Annotated in this window: 16 protein-coding genes; 12 read left to right on the forward strand and 4 right to left on the reverse strand. The window is 45.0% G+C overall.

The annotated features are described in order from the left end of the window. Positions 1–8: 8 nt before the first annotated feature. Positions 9–1,142: an alcohol dehydrogenase catalytic domain-containing protein gene (locus tag IGI73_RS04570; protein WP_074534994.1), complete on the reverse strand. Its 1,134-nt coding sequence runs from the start codon at positions 1,140–1,142 to the stop codon at positions 9–11. A gap of 287 nt (positions 1,143–1,429) precedes the next feature. Here IGI73_RS04570 and IGI73_RS04575 point away from each other — a divergent pair, with 287 nt between their 5' ends. Continuing rightward, a complete protein-coding gene (locus IGI73_RS04575) occupies positions 1,430–1,714 on the forward strand; it encodes a hypothetical protein (protein WP_026008050.1) in 285 nt (94 codons plus the stop codon). A gap of 55 nt (positions 1,715–1,769) precedes the next feature. Here the strand turns inward: IGI73_RS04575 and IGI73_RS04580 are convergent, their stop codons facing one another. Beyond that, positions 1,770–2,288, reverse strand: a complete 519-nt coding sequence (locus IGI73_RS04580) for an isochorismatase family protein (RefSeq protein WP_428206480.1) — start codon at positions 2,286–2,288, stop codon at positions 1,770–1,772. Positions 2,289–2,530: 242 nt separating this feature from the next. Between IGI73_RS04580 and IGI73_RS04585 the strand changes: the two genes are divergently transcribed. The 9 genes from IGI73_RS04585 to IGI73_RS04625 all read left to right on the forward strand — a co-directional run bounded on the left by IGI73_RS04585 (position 2,531) and on the right by IGI73_RS04625 (position 13,778). Continuing rightward, a complete protein-coding gene (locus tag IGI73_RS04585; RefSeq protein ID WP_008379010.1) occupies positions 2,531–3,847 on the forward strand; it encodes an ABC transporter substrate-binding protein in 1,317 nt (438 codons plus the stop codon). Between the two features lie 132 nt (positions 3,848–3,979). Continuing rightward, positions 3,980–4,891, forward strand: a complete 912-nt coding sequence (locus IGI73_RS04590) for a carbohydrate ABC transporter permease (RefSeq protein ID WP_005234717.1) — start codon at positions 3,980–3,982, stop codon at positions 4,889–4,891. Continuing rightward, positions 4,891–5,751, forward strand: a complete 861-nt coding sequence (locus IGI73_RS04595) for a carbohydrate ABC transporter permease (RefSeq protein WP_005225484.1) — start codon at positions 4,891–4,893, stop codon at positions 5,749–5,751. The genes IGI73_RS04590 and IGI73_RS04595 overlap by 1 nt, the downstream gene beginning before the upstream one ends. Beyond that, on the forward strand, positions 5,748–6,350 hold the full coding sequence (locus IGI73_RS04600) for a hypothetical protein (protein ID WP_428206479.1): 603 nt from the start codon (positions 5,748–5,750) through the stop codon (positions 6,348–6,350). Before IGI73_RS04595 ends, IGI73_RS04600 begins: the two co-directional genes overlap by 4 nt. Positions 6,351–6,491: 141 nt before the next feature. Next, positions 6,492–7,526 (forward strand): LacI family DNA-binding transcriptional regulator, encoded by a 1,035-nt coding sequence (locus tag IGI73_RS04605; protein WP_016621049.1) that lies wholly within the window; start codon positions 6,492–6,494, stop codon positions 7,524–7,526. Positions 7,527–7,626: 100 nt separating this feature from the next. Then, positions 7,627–8,961, forward strand: coding sequence for a PTS sugar transporter subunit IIC (locus tag IGI73_RS04610; RefSeq protein ID WP_015509292.1), 1,335 nt, complete (start codon positions 7,627–7,629; stop codon positions 8,959–8,961). Between the two features lie 52 nt (positions 8,962–9,013). Next, positions 9,014–9,481 carry a hypothetical protein gene (locus IGI73_RS04615; RefSeq protein WP_015509293.1) on the forward strand — a complete coding sequence of 156 codons (468 nt, stop codon included), beginning with the start codon at positions 9,014–9,016 and terminating at the stop codon, positions 9,479–9,481. Positions 9,482–9,489: 8 nt separating this feature from the next. Beyond that, positions 9,490–11,727, forward strand: a complete 2,238-nt coding sequence (locus IGI73_RS04620) for an alpha-galactosidase (RefSeq protein ID WP_428206478.1) — start codon at positions 9,490–9,492, stop codon at positions 11,725–11,727. Beyond that, positions 11,724–13,778: a beta-galactosidase gene (locus IGI73_RS04625; RefSeq protein WP_225000974.1), complete on the forward strand. Its 2,055-nt coding sequence runs from the start codon at positions 11,724–11,726 to the stop codon at positions 13,776–13,778. The genes IGI73_RS04620 and IGI73_RS04625 overlap by 4 nt, the downstream gene beginning before the upstream one ends. A gap of 74 nt (positions 13,779–13,852) precedes the next feature. Here IGI73_RS04625 and IGI73_RS04630 read toward each other — a convergent pair whose 3' ends face one another. Next, positions 13,853–14,689, reverse strand: coding sequence for an NAD(P)H-hydrate dehydratase (locus IGI73_RS04630; protein WP_428206477.1), 837 nt, complete (start codon positions 14,687–14,689; stop codon positions 13,853–13,855). A 159-nt stretch (positions 14,690–14,848) separates the two neighbouring features. Here IGI73_RS04630 and pepV point away from each other — a divergent pair, with 159 nt between their 5' ends. Both pepV and IGI73_RS04640 read left to right on the forward strand, forming a co-directional pair. Further along, entirely contained in the window at positions 14,849–16,273 is a 1,425-nt protein-coding gene (pepV, locus tag IGI73_RS04635; RefSeq protein ID WP_428206476.1) for a dipeptidase PepV, read from the forward strand. Positions 16,274–16,493: 220 nt separating this feature from the next. Continuing rightward, the gene (locus tag IGI73_RS04640; RefSeq protein WP_005234725.1) at positions 16,494–16,787 is read left to right on the forward strand and encodes a hypothetical protein; all 294 of its coding nucleotides are present in this window, start codon (positions 16,494–16,496) and stop codon (positions 16,785–16,787) included. Positions 16,788–16,927: 140 nt separating this feature from the next. Here IGI73_RS04640 and IGI73_RS04645 read toward each other — a convergent pair whose 3' ends face one another. Continuing rightward, positions 16,928–17,134 carry a hypothetical protein gene (locus IGI73_RS04645; RefSeq protein WP_015509297.1) on the reverse strand — a complete coding sequence of 69 codons (207 nt, stop codon included), beginning with the start codon at positions 17,132–17,134 and terminating at the stop codon, positions 16,928–16,930. Positions 17,135–17,253 lie beyond the last annotated feature (119 nt).

Consider the following 17,253-nt stretch of genomic DNA (forward strand, 5'->3'; position numbering starts at 1 on the left):
TATTTGTGCTAAGGTTTCAAGACAACTTTGATGTTCTTGTCTTCTTTTTTGTCAAAAATCTCATACGCTTTGGCAGCATCTGCTAAAGGCATCGTGTGGGTGATGATCTGTGACGGGTCAAACAAACCGTCAGCAATCATGTCATAAATTTTTGGCATCAAATGGATCACAGGTGCTTGCCCGTGTTTGACATCGATGTTGCGCATAAAGAATTCTTGCAATGGATAAGAAGAAGCTGGTGTCATGTAAACGCCAGTGATTTGGACGGTACCAAATTTTTTGACTGCTTTGGCGGCCATCTGGATCGGTGAGATCGTTCCACTTTGCAAGCTGACAAGGTTTTTGGCTTTTTCTTTGACGGGTTCTAAACCATCCATCCCAACACAGTCGATGATCACATCAGCGCCACCTTTGGTCAGCTCATACAGTTCATCAGCACTAGTAGCCAAATCATCCAATTGGAATGTTTCGACTTGATTGTAGCTGCTGGCTTTTTCTAAGCGATGAGCAACAGGATCCACGGCAATCACCCGCTTAGCGCCTGCCATCACGGCAAATTTTTGGGCAAACAACCCAACTGGGCCTGAGCCTAAGACGATCACGGTATCATCCTTTTTGACGCCAGCGTTTTGGACGCTCCAGTACGCTGTAGGTAAGATGTCAGATAAAAACAATACTTTTTCATCAGGGATCGTTGATTCAGGTACGATAAACGAGGTGAAATCTGCGAAAGGTACGCGCAAGAATTCGGCTTGACCGCCCCAGTGGTTACCGTTCATTTTTCCGAAACCGAATAAGCCGCCATACAATGTATCTTCTGAAGAATTGTCGCATTGACTTTCCATTTCATTTTGACAAAAGTGGCAATGGCCGCACCCGATATTGAAAGGGATGACGACACGGTCGCCTTTTTTTAGTTTCTGTACTTGACTGCCAACTTCTTCAACAATACCCATTGGTTCGTGACCAACGACATAGCCTTCTTCCAAGACCGAGCCGCCATGGTGGTAAAGGTGGAGATCAGAGCCGCAGATTGCGGTTGCGGTGATTCGGATGATCGCATCCGTCGGTTCTAAAATCGTTGGATCTTCTACACGACGAACGTCCATTTTTTGATTTCCTTGCCAGGTTACTGCTTGCATCATTTTTCCTCCTTGTTTGTTCAGATAAGTTCGGACAATCACTAATTTTTTCAACAACACGTTTTTACTTTTTAGTAACAGATAATTTAATTCTGCAAGGATTTTAAGGATTTGACAACGAAAACGCTCAAAACGGTTGATTTGTTTTTTCTTCATCAATGGTTTAAAAAAAGAAAAACAGATGATTTGCTAAAAAAGTGAAAGCGTGACACTATTAAAGTGAAGCATGCATGCGTTACGAGTATCTAACGGAACCTGCATCAACCAGTGACAAGAAATGAGGAGGGATGATCATGGATCTAACGATTCGAGGAAAGGCTTCCTGCACCAATTGCAATGAAAACTTTGATGGGAAGCTGGTCGTTCATTTACAAGAAGACAGCGAGGGGCAATTAACCATGGTACCACCGTTGGAAACGAATGAATTGGCAGAAGATGAAATCGCTATTCATTATGCTTACGGGGAAGTGAAGGAAGCCATCGAAGGAACCTTCGTATGTCCAAACTGTCAGACTGAAAATGAGGTTCGGATTGAAATTCCGACCGAGCTATTAGATGGCTCAATGAATTAAATGAATAGTCAAATTGAAAAAGCTCTCTGTTCCTTGAACAGGGAGCTTTCGTTACCTATTGGTCATTGGTTTGTTTTGTGCCATCAATGATTTGGACATTGAAGTCTCGTAAGATGTCGAGTCCTTGTGACTCGTGGTTTTTACCAGCGACTAATGTTTTATTGATAGTAAAATCAGCGTCAGGAAAGGCGCTTTGGATCTCGATGGTATTGGAAAGGACACAGATGTTGGTTTCAACACCAGTGATTTCGATTTTCTTTTCTTCTTCAGGTTCAAATAGATTTTTCTTTATATCGATCAAGACTTCGGGTGGAATACTGTAATAGTATTTTTTAACGACTTTTTTATTTTCGAGAGGCTTAAGTTCTGGGATCAGCTGCAGGGCATCGGCTTCTTCATCAGGCGTTCCTTTGACTTCGATTGGAATGTCGCGGGTGTGTAAAATGTACTCCCCATTCACCCGCGCTTGTTCTAGGCGCTTGGCGATTCGTTTGACGAGAGCGGCGCCATCTGGCACATACGCTTCGTTCTCTTCATCGAGAATTTGGTTTTGCATATCGACAATGACTAGCATGTAGTTACTCCCTTTCTATAAACATCGTTTTTCAAATGGTCTGACGTGAAGTTGAAAAATAGGTGCTATTTCTATGATGCCCCACTTTTTTTATATTTTCAAAGAAAACGCTCTTCTTGTCGAGAAACGGTAAAAACGTTATTTTTTTATTCGAATCACGATGCTTTTTATTTGCTGAAAAGAAGAAGTAGTGATAGCTTTTAAATAGTACATTAAAAATAAATGAAAGTAGGTTAGGTTAAATGAGAAAGTTATTTTATATGGGGACTTTGCTTTTTTCAGTTGGTGTACTAGCGGCAGGATGCGGCAACAGTGAAACCGCTGATTCCTCGGGGAATGAGTCAGCAGATGGCAAAACGACGTTGGACTTTTGGTCCTTCTGGGGGTCTGGTGCAAGACAAGAAGTAATTGAAGAAATTATTGATGATTTTAATGCGTCACAAGATAAAATCGAGGTCAAATACAGCTACCAGCCTTGGGGCGATATTTGGACAAAATCACTGTCGTCGATCACTGCTGGCAATCCGCCTGATGTTATTGTACAAGATATCAATTCTGTTGCTCAGCGGGCAGAAGCGCAGCAAGCAACGAATTTAAGCGAGTATATCGAAGAGGGCTTTTCTGATGAATTTTATCCGCAATTATGGGATACAGTGGAATACGAAGGGGATGCCTATGCCGTTCCTTTCAATACAGATACGCAAGTGATTTTCTACAATAAGACACTCTTTAAAGAGGCTGGTATCAGTGAAGAGCAACTGCCACAAACGTGGGAGGAGTTAGAAACAGTTGCTCGTAAATTAGATGTCAAAAACGGTGATGACTTTGAGCGGATCGGCTTTTACCCATTGTGGAATTTAGGCGCTGACGTGTGGGCGTTGAATGCCGACGATGGCGTCAGCTGGTTTGACAAGGATGAGAACGTCAAAATCGATACAGACAACAAAGTGGAAGCGTTGGAATGGATCTTAGACTGGCAAGAGTATTATGGTCAAGATACCATCAATCGCTTAGAAGCTGAATTTGGTTCAGGGGTTGCCGATCCATTCATTTCTGGATTAGTGGCGATGCGTGCGCAAAACATCAACTACTACTCAAGTTTAGCGGAAAATGCACCAGATGACTTTGAATTTGGGGTCATTCAAATTCCTGAAAAAGAAAGTGGCTCTGGTCACTGGTCATGGGGCGGCGGGTTCGTCCTAGAAGTGCCATACGGTGCCAAAGATCCTGAAGCGTCCTATGAGTTTATCAAATACTTGTCGACACCAGAAGTTCAAGAGAAATTTGGTGAGAAGAGCTTTGATATCATGGCGAATCGGACAGCCAACGAAAACTTGGTCAACAACGACAATCTAGATGAAAACGGCCAAATGATCTACCAAATGGCGGATGAAAACTTTGCCAATACGGTGATCACGCCTGTGCCGTTGACAGCGCCTGACTTCAGCAGTCTTGTCAATGAACAGATCGACCAAATCATGCTCGGCAGCAAAACACCGGCTGAAGGGTTGGCAGATGCGCAAAAAGCGGTGGAAGATCTTGTTGAGCAAAACAAATAAACCTTAAAACGAGCGTTTTTAAAAAAGAAGGAAAGTCCAGTCGGTTAGCGGACTGGGCTTTGCTTTCTGCTTTGCGAAGCGGACATGTTTTCTTGAACAAACAATGAGTAAAAATAGAATGGAGTGGAAGGAATGCCAAAGAAGCGTTCAAAAAGTAAACGGCAAGAAGCTCTTTGGGGCTACTTCTTCGTAGCACCATTTTTGCTTGGGTTCGTGGTGTTTATGTTAGGGCCCATGCTGTTTTCCTTCGTAGGAAGCTTTACCGATTACAATCTGACGTCGAAAATGAATTTTATCGGCTTTAAGAACTTTACCCGCATGTTTACGCAAGATACCCTGTTTTGGAAATCTCTCTATAACACGGCGTATTTTGTACTCTTCAATGTTCCCTTGACCACGTTGTTCAGTGTCTTTCTAGCCACTTTATTGAATCAAAAAATCCGCGGAATCAGTTTTTTCCGAACCACCTTTTACTTGCCAGCGATCCTTTCAGGGGTTGCCGTCTACGTCTTATGGATGCAATTATTATCTCCTTCCGCAGGATTGATCAATACCTTCTTGAGCTGGTTCAATATCAAAGGTCCAGCATGGCTGTTTGATCCCGAATGGACGAAACCAGCGTTGATTTTGATGAAGATTTGGAGTTCGGGGGGCGCGATGCTCTTGTATCTAGCTACCTTGCAAAATATTTCACCGACGCTGTATGAATCGGCTGAGATCGATGGGGCGGGAGTTTGGGCGAAATTCAAAAATATTACGATCCCTTTGATCACGCCAATCATCTTCTATGATGTGATTACTTCAACGATCGGTTCTTTTCAAATTTTCCAAGAAGCATACGTGATGACCAAAAATGGTACCGGCGGTCCTGCAAATTCGCTGCTCTTCTATAATTTGCATATGTGGAACAAAGCCTTTGTCGCCTTTGATATGGGCTATGCGATGGCCATGTCGATGATCTTGTTCTTGATCGTCTTAGTCTTGACCTTTATCAATCTCAAGCTGGCACCACGCTGGGTTCACTATACCGGAGGTGGCAGCTAATGGAAATGACGACAAAAACACGAAGCAAATCAAGCCAACAGCGAGTCAAAAAAATCATCAGCTATGTGGTGATGTCGATCATCGGGATCGTGCTGCTGATTCCGTTGCTGTGGATGGTCTTTACGTCATTGAAACCGATGGAGGAGATCGTGCGCTACCCGCCGACCTTTTTCCCAGAAGAAATCAATCTTGGCAATTATTTGGAGACTATCAACGCCTTTCCATTTTGGCAGTATGCAAAAAATACGTTATTCATTACCGTCTTAGTGGTCTTCGGGAATGTCTTATCAAATTCCTTCATTGCTTATGGGTTTGCAAAATTGGCCTTTCCAGGAAAAAATCTGATCTTTGCCCTCGTCTTGTCTACGATGATGATTCCTGGCTTTGTGACGATGATCCCGCAATATGTTTTGTTTTCCAAAATCGGCTGGGTCGGCACCTATCTGCCGCTGATCGTTCCAGCGTTTTTCGGCAACGCCTTTAACATTTTCTTGATGCGGCAGTTTTACTTGTCCGTCAACAATGAATTGATCGAAGCCGCTAAGATCGATGGCGCCAATCATCTTTATATTTGGAGCCATCTAATGATCCCATTGACGAAACCCGCGCTGATCACGATTGCCATCAACTCCTTCAATGGGGCATGGAATGATTTCTTAGGACCATTACTGTATATTCAAAACCAAGAAAAGTACACGCTGCAGATTGGCTTGCAAGTCTTCCAAAACCAATCAACGACCCAGTGGAACTACTTGATGGCAGGAGCAACGCTTGTGCTATTGCCGACGATCTTGCTATTCTTCCTCGCACAACGCTACTTTATTGAGGGAATGGATCTGACGGGAGGTTCCAAAGGATGAGAACAAAAGTTACCCCGCAACGCTTGAACCACGCGCTGTTGACTGGCATCAACTGGCTTCCGCATTTACTGGTTTTACAAGGCATGTGGCTGTTGTATTCCTTGCCTTTGATCACCAGTACCACCGCTAGTCGAGCATTGATCGAGACGTTGACGGAACTGCGGAACGATGGCTTGGAGGCAAGCAGCAAAGCTCGTTTTCAGCAGGTATTTCATCAACAGTGGGCAACAAGAAAAGGGCAAGACCGTTTGCTCAGTCTATTCTTCCTGCTGCTTTTAGCGGACAGCTTTATCTTTAGCCGTTTGCAGCACCCGCTGTTTCAGATCGCTAGTTACGCGTTAGCGTTCACCTTTGGCTTGTTTTGCCTGGTCTTACTTTATCAAACGAGGCTGCTTCACACCTATCCGCAGCAGCCCAGCTCATTGTTTTATAGTTTTTATCAGTTTGCTCGTTCACCCAAACGAGTACTGGCGCATCTTTTAGCAACAGTGACGCTTGTCTTGTCCTTTTTTCTGTTTGGCCCAGTCTACTTATTGGTCTTAGGAATCAGCACCTTGTATTTAGTCAATGTCTTGCTCTGTGACCAAGCGCTCAAATAGAAAACAAACGGGTATCCCGAAACTTCCTTAGTGAAAAGCTAAGGAGTTTCGGTTTTTTTGTGAAAAGAAGGTTGACAGGGTCAAAAATTATGCCTATGCTGAATGTAAATTTAGTAAACAGTAAACAGATGAGGTGCAGCTATGGCAAGTATGAGAGATATCGCGAAATTAGCCGGGGTGTCGGTAGCAAGTGTTTCTAGAATCCTTAACAATGATGAAACCTTCAGTATCAATGAACACACGCGTCAACGAGTCATTGAGATCGCCAACCAAATGAATTATTCAAAAGAAAAAAATCAACCCCATTCCCGTGAAGTCGGTGACCAAAACACGATTGCCATCATTACCCGCCACGATCGAGAGTCGGAAAGAAACGATCCGTATTTTATGATGATCCGCAATGGGATCGAAAAGGAAGCGGCGAAGTGGCGCTTAAAAACGATTCGGGCCTTTTCCATGCGGGAGCCTCAAAAAGATTTGGCACAATTGGCGAAGTATGGCGCAGTCATTATTATTGGGGAGATGACCAGCGATGCTTTGGCAGAGATCAGTCAGCAAAATGCCAATATTATCCTGGTGGATAATTATAGTGAAGCACCCAGCTACGATTGCATCCAAACCGATTTTGCCCAAAAGACTCACCAGATCCTCACGTTGTTAAAAGAGAAGGGCCATGAGAATATTGCCTTTGTGGGCGGTGTTGCCAGCCGAGTGACGATTTCTGGCGAAGTCGTTTACGATGAACAAGAGATTCGAGCAGAAAATTATCGCCAATGGATGCTGCTCAATAAATTGGAAAAGTTCACAACCGTGCTGCAGGGGAAATGGTCACCAGAGACTGGTTTGCATTTTGGTCAGCAGATCGCGCAAATGAATCCTCGCCCCACAGCGATCGTCGTTGCCAGCGATCCTATGGCTGTCGGGGTTTACAAGGCACTCGCTGAAGCGGGGCTATCGATTCCTAAAGATGTGTCAGTCGTTAGTTTTGATGATATCGAAATGGCGCAATTTATGACGCCCGCACTGTCCTCCGTTAAGATGAAAGCTGAAGAGATGGGGCAGATGAGTGTCGAATTAGCGAAAAATAAAATCCTTGGGGTGCGGACGATGCCTGTTCGCGTCGTTTGTGGCAGTGAATTGATCATTAGAGAATCGATTGCCGAAAAAGATCAGTGACGTCTGATCTTTTTTTATTTTAGGGGTTGTGTAAACATTAACTAAACAACTATACTGATTGTAGTAAACGTTTACAGTTAAAAATAAAGGAGAAAACGAAATGAAGTTTATTGATAAATTAGCCGAAAAGATGGTGCCTTTTGCTCAGATCATTGCCAACAACAAATACTTGTTAAGTCTTCGTGATGGGTTTATGGTCGCTTTTCCTGCAACAATGTTTGCGTCAATTATGATTATTATTCAAAATCTGCCTGCTACTTTCGGACTCTCGGAAAAACTTCCAGAGGGATTCATCACGTTTCTAAACGACTTTTTTGGTCCTATCGGAAATGCGACCATGAGTATCACCGCTATTTTCGTTGTTTTTGGGATCGGCTATCAGTTGGCTGGCAAGTATGGACAAGCCAAATTATTTGCAGGTGCCATCTCACTGTCTTCGTTTTTGATGCTGCTGCCTTTTGGCTCATCCGAAGAGTTAGGTACAGTGATCCCCTTGTCGAAATTAGGGGCTGAGGGAATGTTTGTCGGAATCATCACGGCCATTATCGCTACGCAGATCTATTGCAAAATCAGTGCGGCTGGGCTGACGATCAAAATGCCAGATTCGGTTCCGCCAATGATCGCAGAATCCTTTGTCGCCATCATTCCTGGGGCGGCACCGTTGTTCCTTTTCAATTTGATCCGCTACTTGTTCACCTTTACTTCATGGGGCAATGCCGTTGATTTCGTTTATGAGATTTTGCAAAAACCATTGATGGGCTTAGGCGGTACGTTGCCAGCAGTACTGATCGCCGTCTTGTTCACCCAATTCTTCTGGTGGTTTGGGATTCACGGAACACTAGTGGTCAATGCGGTGATCGATCCAATCATGAATGCGTTAGCGATCGAAAACTATGAAGCTTACAAAGCAGGGGCGGAACAACTGCCCCATATCATTAACACTACGTTTATGGGCGTGTTCGTCAATCAAGGAATGCAGCTGGGGATCTCGATTACGATGGCCTTCTTTATCGCTCGTTCGATTCGGATGAAAAAATTAATGAAGACGGTGATCGCTCCATCTGTTTTCAACGTATCTGAACCGATGACCTTTGGTTTGCCGATCGTCTTGAACCCGATCGCTTTTGTCCCATGGATCTTAGCGCCATTAGCCAGTACGACGATTTCTTACTTTGCGATCGCCGCAGGCTTGGTGCCACGACCAATTGGAGCAACGGTGGTTTGGACGACCCCTGTTTTCTTATCTGGTTGGTTAGGCACGGGTTCTGTTGCCGGCGCAATCTTACAGTTAGTGACGGTTGCCGTAATGACCTTGATTTGGGTGCCATTCTTGATCGTAATGGATCGCGGGTACTTGAAAGAAGAAAAAGCGGAAGCGGCATTAAATGAACAAGCGACATCTGAAACGATCAATCAAAGGGTAGAAGAAAGATAAGCCCAGAAACGGAAAGGAATGCAATAGCGCACCCTTTAGAAAGGAATTTGTGATGAGAACCGATACATTGTCTTGCAGTTATCAAATGAATACCACACCTACGGACTTTTCCCGTGTGTTATTGGCGGAACAAGAGAAATTCTTTCTAGCCAAACAAGCCCAAGAACCGTTCGGGGAAGGCTGCCGTATTGAAACGATGATCCAAACCAAAACCGCCCCGCGGTTGGTACCTGCCGTCATGACGGTCAAAAAAATTGCCGCGGATGAGCTGTGGCTTCGTACGACCCATGAAGAAGGAGTGATCGATCAACGGTACAGTTTTGCACCAGGACGAAAAGGGAAGCTGCAAGTCACGTATTCGGAACAAAGCCGTTTTGCGCAGCAGAAAACAACCTACAGTTTTATGCTGGCGGCGCTGTTTTACAAATTCTTTTTCAATCGCGGCGTCAAAAAACGCTTGCGTTATCTTGAAGCAGCTTGTCAACGAGCAGGCACAAATGAAAAAAATGGGGAAAATTGAGGATAGCAATGATAGAAATTAGGAATGAACAACTCTTTCACTTATACAATGAAAAAATCAGTTATATCATAAATGTGTTACCAAATCAGCAACTGGGTCATGTCTATTTTGGGCCATCTCTAGGCACACTGGCGCCGTTTGATCAAGCGTACCTTGAGAAAAAAGAGAATAAATCGGCAGGAACCGTCAAATTTTTTGAAGCAGACAATCTTTTTACCTTGGCGGACCGTTTTCAAGAATTGCCAACGTATGGGACTTCTGATTTTCGAGAAGGGGCAGTGTCGGTTTTTGAGGAAGAAACCCCTCTTTATGTGGATTTTAAACTTGTGGCTTTTCACTGTTTTGAGGGCAAAGAACGAAAGTTGGCGCAACCAGCCAGCTTTGCTTCTGCCGATGAAAGCCAAAGCATCGTCTTTGAATTAGTAGATCAAGAGCGGCAGCTGGAAATGGCGATCACCTATACGATCTTCAAAGGATCAGGAACCATCACGCGGCAGCAAACACTGACCAATACGGGGAGCAAGCCGAGAACCATCCAGCGCTTTTTGAGTGGTGTCTTGGAACTGAAAAATCGCGATTTTGAACTGCTGCATCTTTCAGGCGCATGGCTGAAAGAACGGCACATCAAGACGGTCCCTTTGACCCAAGGGACGATCAGTGTCGGCTCGTTAAAAGGAGCGTCTGGTCATCAGCACAATCCTTTTGTCGCCTTAAAAGAACAGCAAGCCACCAATGACACTGGTCACGTCTATGGTGCCAACCTGATTTATTCGGGCAACTTTTTGGCGCAAGCGGAAATGGATGAATGGGACAACGTTCGATTGATGTTGGGGATACATCCTGAGTATTTCAGCTGGCAGCTTTCACAAGGAGAAACTTTTGAAGCCCCAGAATGCCTCTTCACCTTCACCGCTGCTGGTCTGAATGGCTTGAGTCAAGAATCCGCCCAATTTATCGAAAAGTATGTGATTGACCCTTATTGGCAAAAGCGGCAGCGGCCGATCGTCTTTAATAATTGGGAAGCGACTTATTTTGATTTTAATGAAGAAAAGCTGTTGACCTTAGCCCAAGAAAGCAAGGCGTTAGGGATGGAGTGCTTTGTGCTTGACGATGGTTGGTTTGGAAAACGCAACGACGACCGCAGTTCATTGGGCGATTGGGTGGCGGACCCTGCCAAATTTCCAAAAGGAATCGGGTCTTTTGCTGAGAAAATTCATGCCATGCAGCTGCAACTGGGGATTTGGTTTGAACCAGAAATGGTTTCGCCAGATAGTCAGTTGTACCAAGAGCATCCTGAGTGGGTAGTCAAGCATCCTTATGAGCGGATCTCTGTGGGGCGCGGACAATACGTGTTGGATTTTGCCAATCCAGCAGTGGTCGAGGCGATTTTCGAAGCGATGCAAAAAGTGATCCTTGAAACCAAGCTAGATTACATCAAATGGGATATGAACCGCAATATCACTGAAGCTTACTCTCCCTATTTAGCGGAACAGGGAATTTCTCAGACGGAGTTTTATCATCGCTACATTTTAGGTCTTTATCGCTTATATGAAAAAATCTTAGCTGCGTTTCCGACCCTTTTGATCGAAGGCTGTGCTGGCGGCGGGGGCAGATACGATTTAGGGATCTTATTTTACAGTCCGCAGATTTGGCCTAGTGATGATAGTGATGCAGTGGAACGTTTAGCCATCCAAAGCGGAACGTTGTTAGGGTATCCTTTGTCCTCCTTCAGCAATCACGTGTCGGCGGCACCAAACCACCAAGTCGGCCGGGCAACGTCTTTAGCCTTTCGGCAAACCGTCGCAATGTTTGGGCCTTTGGGGTATGAACTCGATCTCTTTCACTTGTCTGAAACCGAAAAGCAGGCGATCAAATCCCAAATCGTCTTTTATAAAAACCAGCGGCAATTGCTGACCTTTGGCACTTTTTACCAGCTGCAGCAGTTGGACCATGCCAATGAAACGACTTGGGCAGTGTATGACCCACAAAACGAAGAAGCATTGATTGCTTTCTTTCGCGTGCTGGCACAAGCCAATCCGACGGCGGAAGACTTTTTGCCCGCAGCCTTTCTTAATGCCCAACAGGTGTATCAGGTCAATGGCGAAACTGTCTCTGGTCAGCTGTTAAGGCAATTAGGGTTCCGTAAACCCTATCAGTTTAATGCCGTCAACCATGGAACAGCGCAAGTCACTGGCGATTTTCAATCATTTGTCTACCAGTTACAAGCCAAAAAAGGAGTAGAATGATGAGCAATCAATTGTTTGATCAGCAGTTTATGCATGGCGGGGATTACAACCCCGATCAATGGCTGGCTTATCCAGAAATCTTGCAAAAGGATCTTGCCTACATGCAGCAAGCCCATGTCAACACCGTCACATTAGGGGTGTTTGCTTGGAGTGCCTTAGAGCCGCAAGAAGGCGTTTATCAGTTTGACTGGTTGGATCGAGTGTTTGATCAGATCCATGGCATCGGCGGCAAAGTCATTTTGGCCACTCCTAGCGGTGGGCGGCCTCAATGGCTAAGTCAAAAGTATCCTGAAGTCAATCGGACCAACGCCCAAGGGCAAAAACATACCCATGGGTTTCGCCACAATCACTGTTACTCTTCACCGATCTATCGGGAAAAGGTGACGCAAATCAATCAGCAGTTGGCAAAACGTTACGGCAAGCATCCGGCATTAGCCATGTGGCATATCTCCAATGAGTACTCTGGGGAATGCTTTTGCTCCTATTGTCAGGAAAACTGGCGCAGCTGGCTGCAAAAAAAATATGGTGATTTAGCCACGTTGAATCATGCCTGGTGGACTTCTTTTTGGGGCGGTACTTACTCCGATTGGTCGCAGGTTTTACCACCTTCACCTTTAGGGGAACACAAAGTGCATGGCATGGATCTTGATTGGAAACGATTTGTCACAGATAGGACGATCGATTTTTATTTGCATGAATGTGCGCCGATCCGTCAGCTGACACCGGACATTCCTGTGACGACGAATTTTATGGCGGAAGGACATGCTACCCAAGATTTTATTCCTTTAGAAGGCATTGACTACAGCAAGTTCGCTCGTCATGTGGACATCGTTAGCTGGGATAGTTACCCTGATTGGAACAACAACTTTGAATCCTTGGCAGCGACAGCGATGAAATCCGCCTATGTACATGATCAATACTGGTCATTGAAGAAACAGCCCTTTTTAGTGATGGAATGCACGCCGAGTTTTGTTAACTGGCATTCCTTTAATAAAGCGAAAAAGCCTGGTGTCCATCAGTTGAGTGCCATGCAGCAGATCGCTCACGGCTCAGATAGTACCTTGTATTTTCAATGGCGCCAATCCCGCGGCAATTCAGAAAAATTCCATGGGGCAGTCGTGGGACATGATGATTCCACGGAGAATCGGGTCTTCAAAGAAGTTGCGGCTTACGGCAAGCGCTTGGAAAAAATCAAAGAGATTCAAGGAACCACAAGAAAAAAAGCAGTGGCGATCCTTTTTGATTGGGAAAGCAACTGGGCATTGAAGCGAGGCGGCGGGTTTGGTCGACCAACCAGACGGTATCCGCAAACGTTGCAGGAGCATTATCGTTATTTCTGGGAACAAGACATCGCTGTCGATATTTTGACGCCAGAGCAAGATTTTTCTGACTATCAGTTGGTGATCGCTCCAATGCTTTACTTGATGACATCAGAGACGATGGCAAAACTTTGCCAGTATACACAAGCCGGTGGTACCTTGATTTCCAGTTACTTTAGCGGCATGGTCAATGAAACCGACTTGTTGTATCTGGGGGGCTTGCCACAGCCGTTGCGAGCATTATTAGGCATCAACGTGCTGGAGCTGGAAACTCTTTTTGACACTGAACACAATCAGTTGGTTTTTCAAGGACAGCCCTTTGAAACACGGGACTATTCTGCAATCATCGAAGCCGAAACAGCGGAGGTACTAGGGGAGTATCAAGCGGATTTTTACCAAGGAACACCTGCGATCACCAAACATACCTTTGGTGCCGGCACCGCCTACTATCTGGCGGCTCGCACCAACTATGACTTTTTCGAACAGTTTTATGCCTCTTTGGTCCGTGAGCTGTCCTTGGCAGAGGAAAGGATCGCGCATGCCAATCCTGCAGTTTCGATCCAAGGCAGGATCAGTCCAGAACGAACGTACTTTTTCATCATGAATTTTTCTGAGAAAGAGCAGACACTACACTTGATCAAAGAAGTCGTTGATTTAGAGACCAATCAAGCAGTCCCTCAAACAGCAACCTTGGCGCCGTATGAAGTGCGAGTGGTTTATTTTAACAATTAGCTGACCATTGGAAAAAACGTCCCTTTCGACAAATGCAGAAAGGGACGTTTTTTTGATGAATGGTTTATCAGAAATCATTCTGGATCGGATGCTTGGTGCTTTTTCATCCATTGAGGCAATGCGGCACTGATTTGTGTCGGCAAAACGACATAGTGCTCTTTTGCCAATGCTTCGCCAATCAGGCTATGGAGATAGACAGCCGCTTGGATCGTTTCCTCTGTTTTTTCAAACTGTGCCAAAAAGCTGGTGATCATGCCTGCCAGTGTATCACCCATCCCACCAGTCGCCATTGCGGGTGTTCCGAGGGGATTTTGGGCGATGCTGCTGCCGTAAATTTGTGTGCGATGGCTTTTTAAGACTACCAGACTTCCGAGTTTTTGTTGGGCTTGCTGGTTGTTTTCTTCTGTCTGGTCGGCAATTGCCAGTCCGCTGAGCCGTTGCCATTCCATCTGATGCGGCGTGAAGACGACTTGTTCAGGAAAGGGGATGATCAGCGGATATTTGGCAGCCAAATTGATCGCCGAACCATCGATCACCAACCATTGGTGTTCTTTTTGGGCAGAAACGATCCGCTGCAGCAGATCAAAATTGCTTTTTCCTTCGCCTAATCCAGGACCAATCAGTAGGACGTCCGCCGATTCGGTGACCGTATCGATCAGTTCTGTTTGCTGCCAATCGACAAACATCGCTTCAGGCAAGCGGGCGTGCAGGGCGGTTCGGTTGACGCCATCGGAGATCACGGTGGTCAAACCAGTTCCCCCATACACACAGGCTTGCGCAGCCATTAAGATCGCCCCACCGAATTGGCGGTTGCCCCCTACTAAAACGGCTCGGCCAAAAGTGCCTTTGTGGCTTTTTCTCGGGCGCTGTTGGATCACTTTGGATAAAATTGCAGAATCAAGTTGCTCCATGCAATGACTCCTTTCGTTAATCAAAATCGAGTTATATTTATTATACCTGTTTCCTAGAAATTTCATAGAAAAGACCCATGGAAAAAGGCGCAATTTTTTTTCCTTTTTTGGTTTAAGAGTGTTATCATAAATAGCGAGAACAGAAATGGAGGGAACACTATGACAATCGATTGGAAAAAAGAGGTCGAAGCCCGCAAAGACGATTTGCTGAACGACTTGATTGATCTATTGAAAGTGAAAAGTGAAAGAGAAGATGATAAAGCGACTGCGGATGCGCCATTTGGTCCTGGACCTCGTGATGCGTTGCTACACATGCTAGCTTATGGCGAACGTGATGGCTTCACAGTCAAAAACGTCGATAACTACGCTGGTCACATCGAATTTGGTGAAGGAGACGAAACATTAGGGATCTTCGGCCACATGGATGTTGTTCCTGCAGGTGACGGCTGGTCAACCGATCCTTATGATCCAGTCATCAATGACAACAAAATCTATGCTCGTGGTTCTTCTGATGATAAAGGTCCTTCAATGGCTGCCTATTATGGGATGAAGATCATCAAAGAATTGGGCTTGCCATTATCGAAAAAAATCCGTTTTGTCGTTGGTTCTGATGAAGAAAGCGGCTGGGCAGATATGGATTACTACTTTGAGCATGAAGAAAAGCCTGATTTTGGCTTCTCACCAGATGCCAATTTCCCAATCATTAATGGAGAAAAAGGGAATGTGACGTTAGGTATCCATTTCCAAGGCAACAATGAAGGAGACTTCACGCTGCAAAGCTTTACTGCTGGCTTGCGAGAAAATATGGTACCAGGAACGGCAACAGCAAGCTTCATTGCTCCATCAACAGAAGAAGCATTAGCGATCGAAAAAGCCTTTTTCGATTACGTTGAAGCCAATCCAGTGACGGGGACGATTGAAACAGAAAATGAACAAGTGACGATCGAATTAGTCGGTAAAGGTGCTCATGGTGCCAGCCCACAATCAGGAATCAATGCGGGGACTTTCTTAGCAGTCTTCTTAGATAACTATGCCTTTGGCGGCGGCGCAAAACAATTCATCCATGCAGCAGCAGCCTATGTCCATGAAAATTTCTACGGTGAAAAATTAGGTGTGGCGTACGAAGATGAAAAAATGGGTAAATTGACTATGAATGCTGGTTTATTTGCTTTTAAAGCGAACCAAGCAGGAACGCAAGCAGACAACTTTATCGCATTGAACTTCCGTTATCCTAAAGGCGTAACTGCGGAAGGACTTGAAATCGGTGTGGAACGCACCGTCGGTATGGAAGGGGCAACCGTTACCCGCAATGACCGCAACATGGAACCTCACTACGTGCCAGCAGATGATCCATTGGTAGAAACTTTATTGGCGGTTTATGAAGAACATACTGGCGAAAAAGGCTTCGAACAAATCATCGGCGGCGGCACATACGGCCGTCTATTGAAACGCGGCGTTGCTTATGGCGCAATGTTCCCTGGCTATGTCGACACCATGCACCAAGCCAATGAATTCATGAGCTTGGATGACCTATTCAACGCAGCGGTGATCTATGCAGATGCTATCTACCGTTTGGCGAAATAAAGAGAGATTGATACCGTCTATTCTTTTTTAGCGGAGTCGATTTATTGATACTTAGATGAATAGAGGCAATAAAGAAATAGCAGTATGACTGATTGTTTTAATCATTGTCGTACTGCTATTTTATTACTTTAGAAAATAAATATTTTATTTTCGTTGGGTTATTTTGTTATTGACATCAAATCATCCGAATGATTTACTTTTTGTAAGGAGTTGAAAAGTGATGCCTGATTTAGTGAAATTCATTTTGGTTATTCTGGCGATTTGGGTGGTTTATCAAGTATTTACGACGATTTTATTTACCCTTTCCCAAAAAGCAGTTGCCAAACGAATCAAAAGCGGGAAGATGTCTGATCAGCAGTTGGCGAATTTGTACCACGCTGTAGCACGAGCAAATCAAGGAAGCAATTTCCAAGCGATTTTCTCTTATGGGCTCTTTTACCGCAGCCATGCAAAGCAAAGTGATGCGGTCTATGAACTGTATCGCGCAGAAATGGCGAAAAGAAATCTGCTGTAACCAACTGTGAAGCAGCTGCTTTCGAGAATATTGCTCGAAGTAAAAAAGCCTAGGTCCTGCACAACAAGTGCAGAACCTAGGCTTTTTTGGTATTTACTGGGCAGCAAGCTGTAACAGATAAACACAGCTCCTTGCTGCAGCTATTTCTTGTCTTTGCTGCTTTTTTGATCCATGCCTGCACCGATCGCTACCCCTAGTGCGATGCCTAAACCCATGCCTAATGCTAGATTGTCAAAAAACAGCATCCCAAACGCAGCACCTAATGCCATTCCGACACCGATCCCCAGTCCCATATTGTTAGAAGCGGCTTCCTTTTCTTCAGACGTTTGCGGCGGTTTTTTCGTCATTGTGAAAAACCCCTTTCTTTTTAGTATAGAGGGGTTTCGTTTGGATGACAAATATTCGAACTGCTGCTCAGTGATATGCATCAGGAGAGTGCAACCGCTAAGTATGGCAAACGGGTTGA

This window comes from Enterococcus sp. DIV0755f (assembly GCF_051713725.1).
Classification (GTDB): Bacteria; Bacillota; Bacilli; order Lactobacillales; family Enterococcaceae; genus Enterococcus_D; species Enterococcus_D casseliflavus.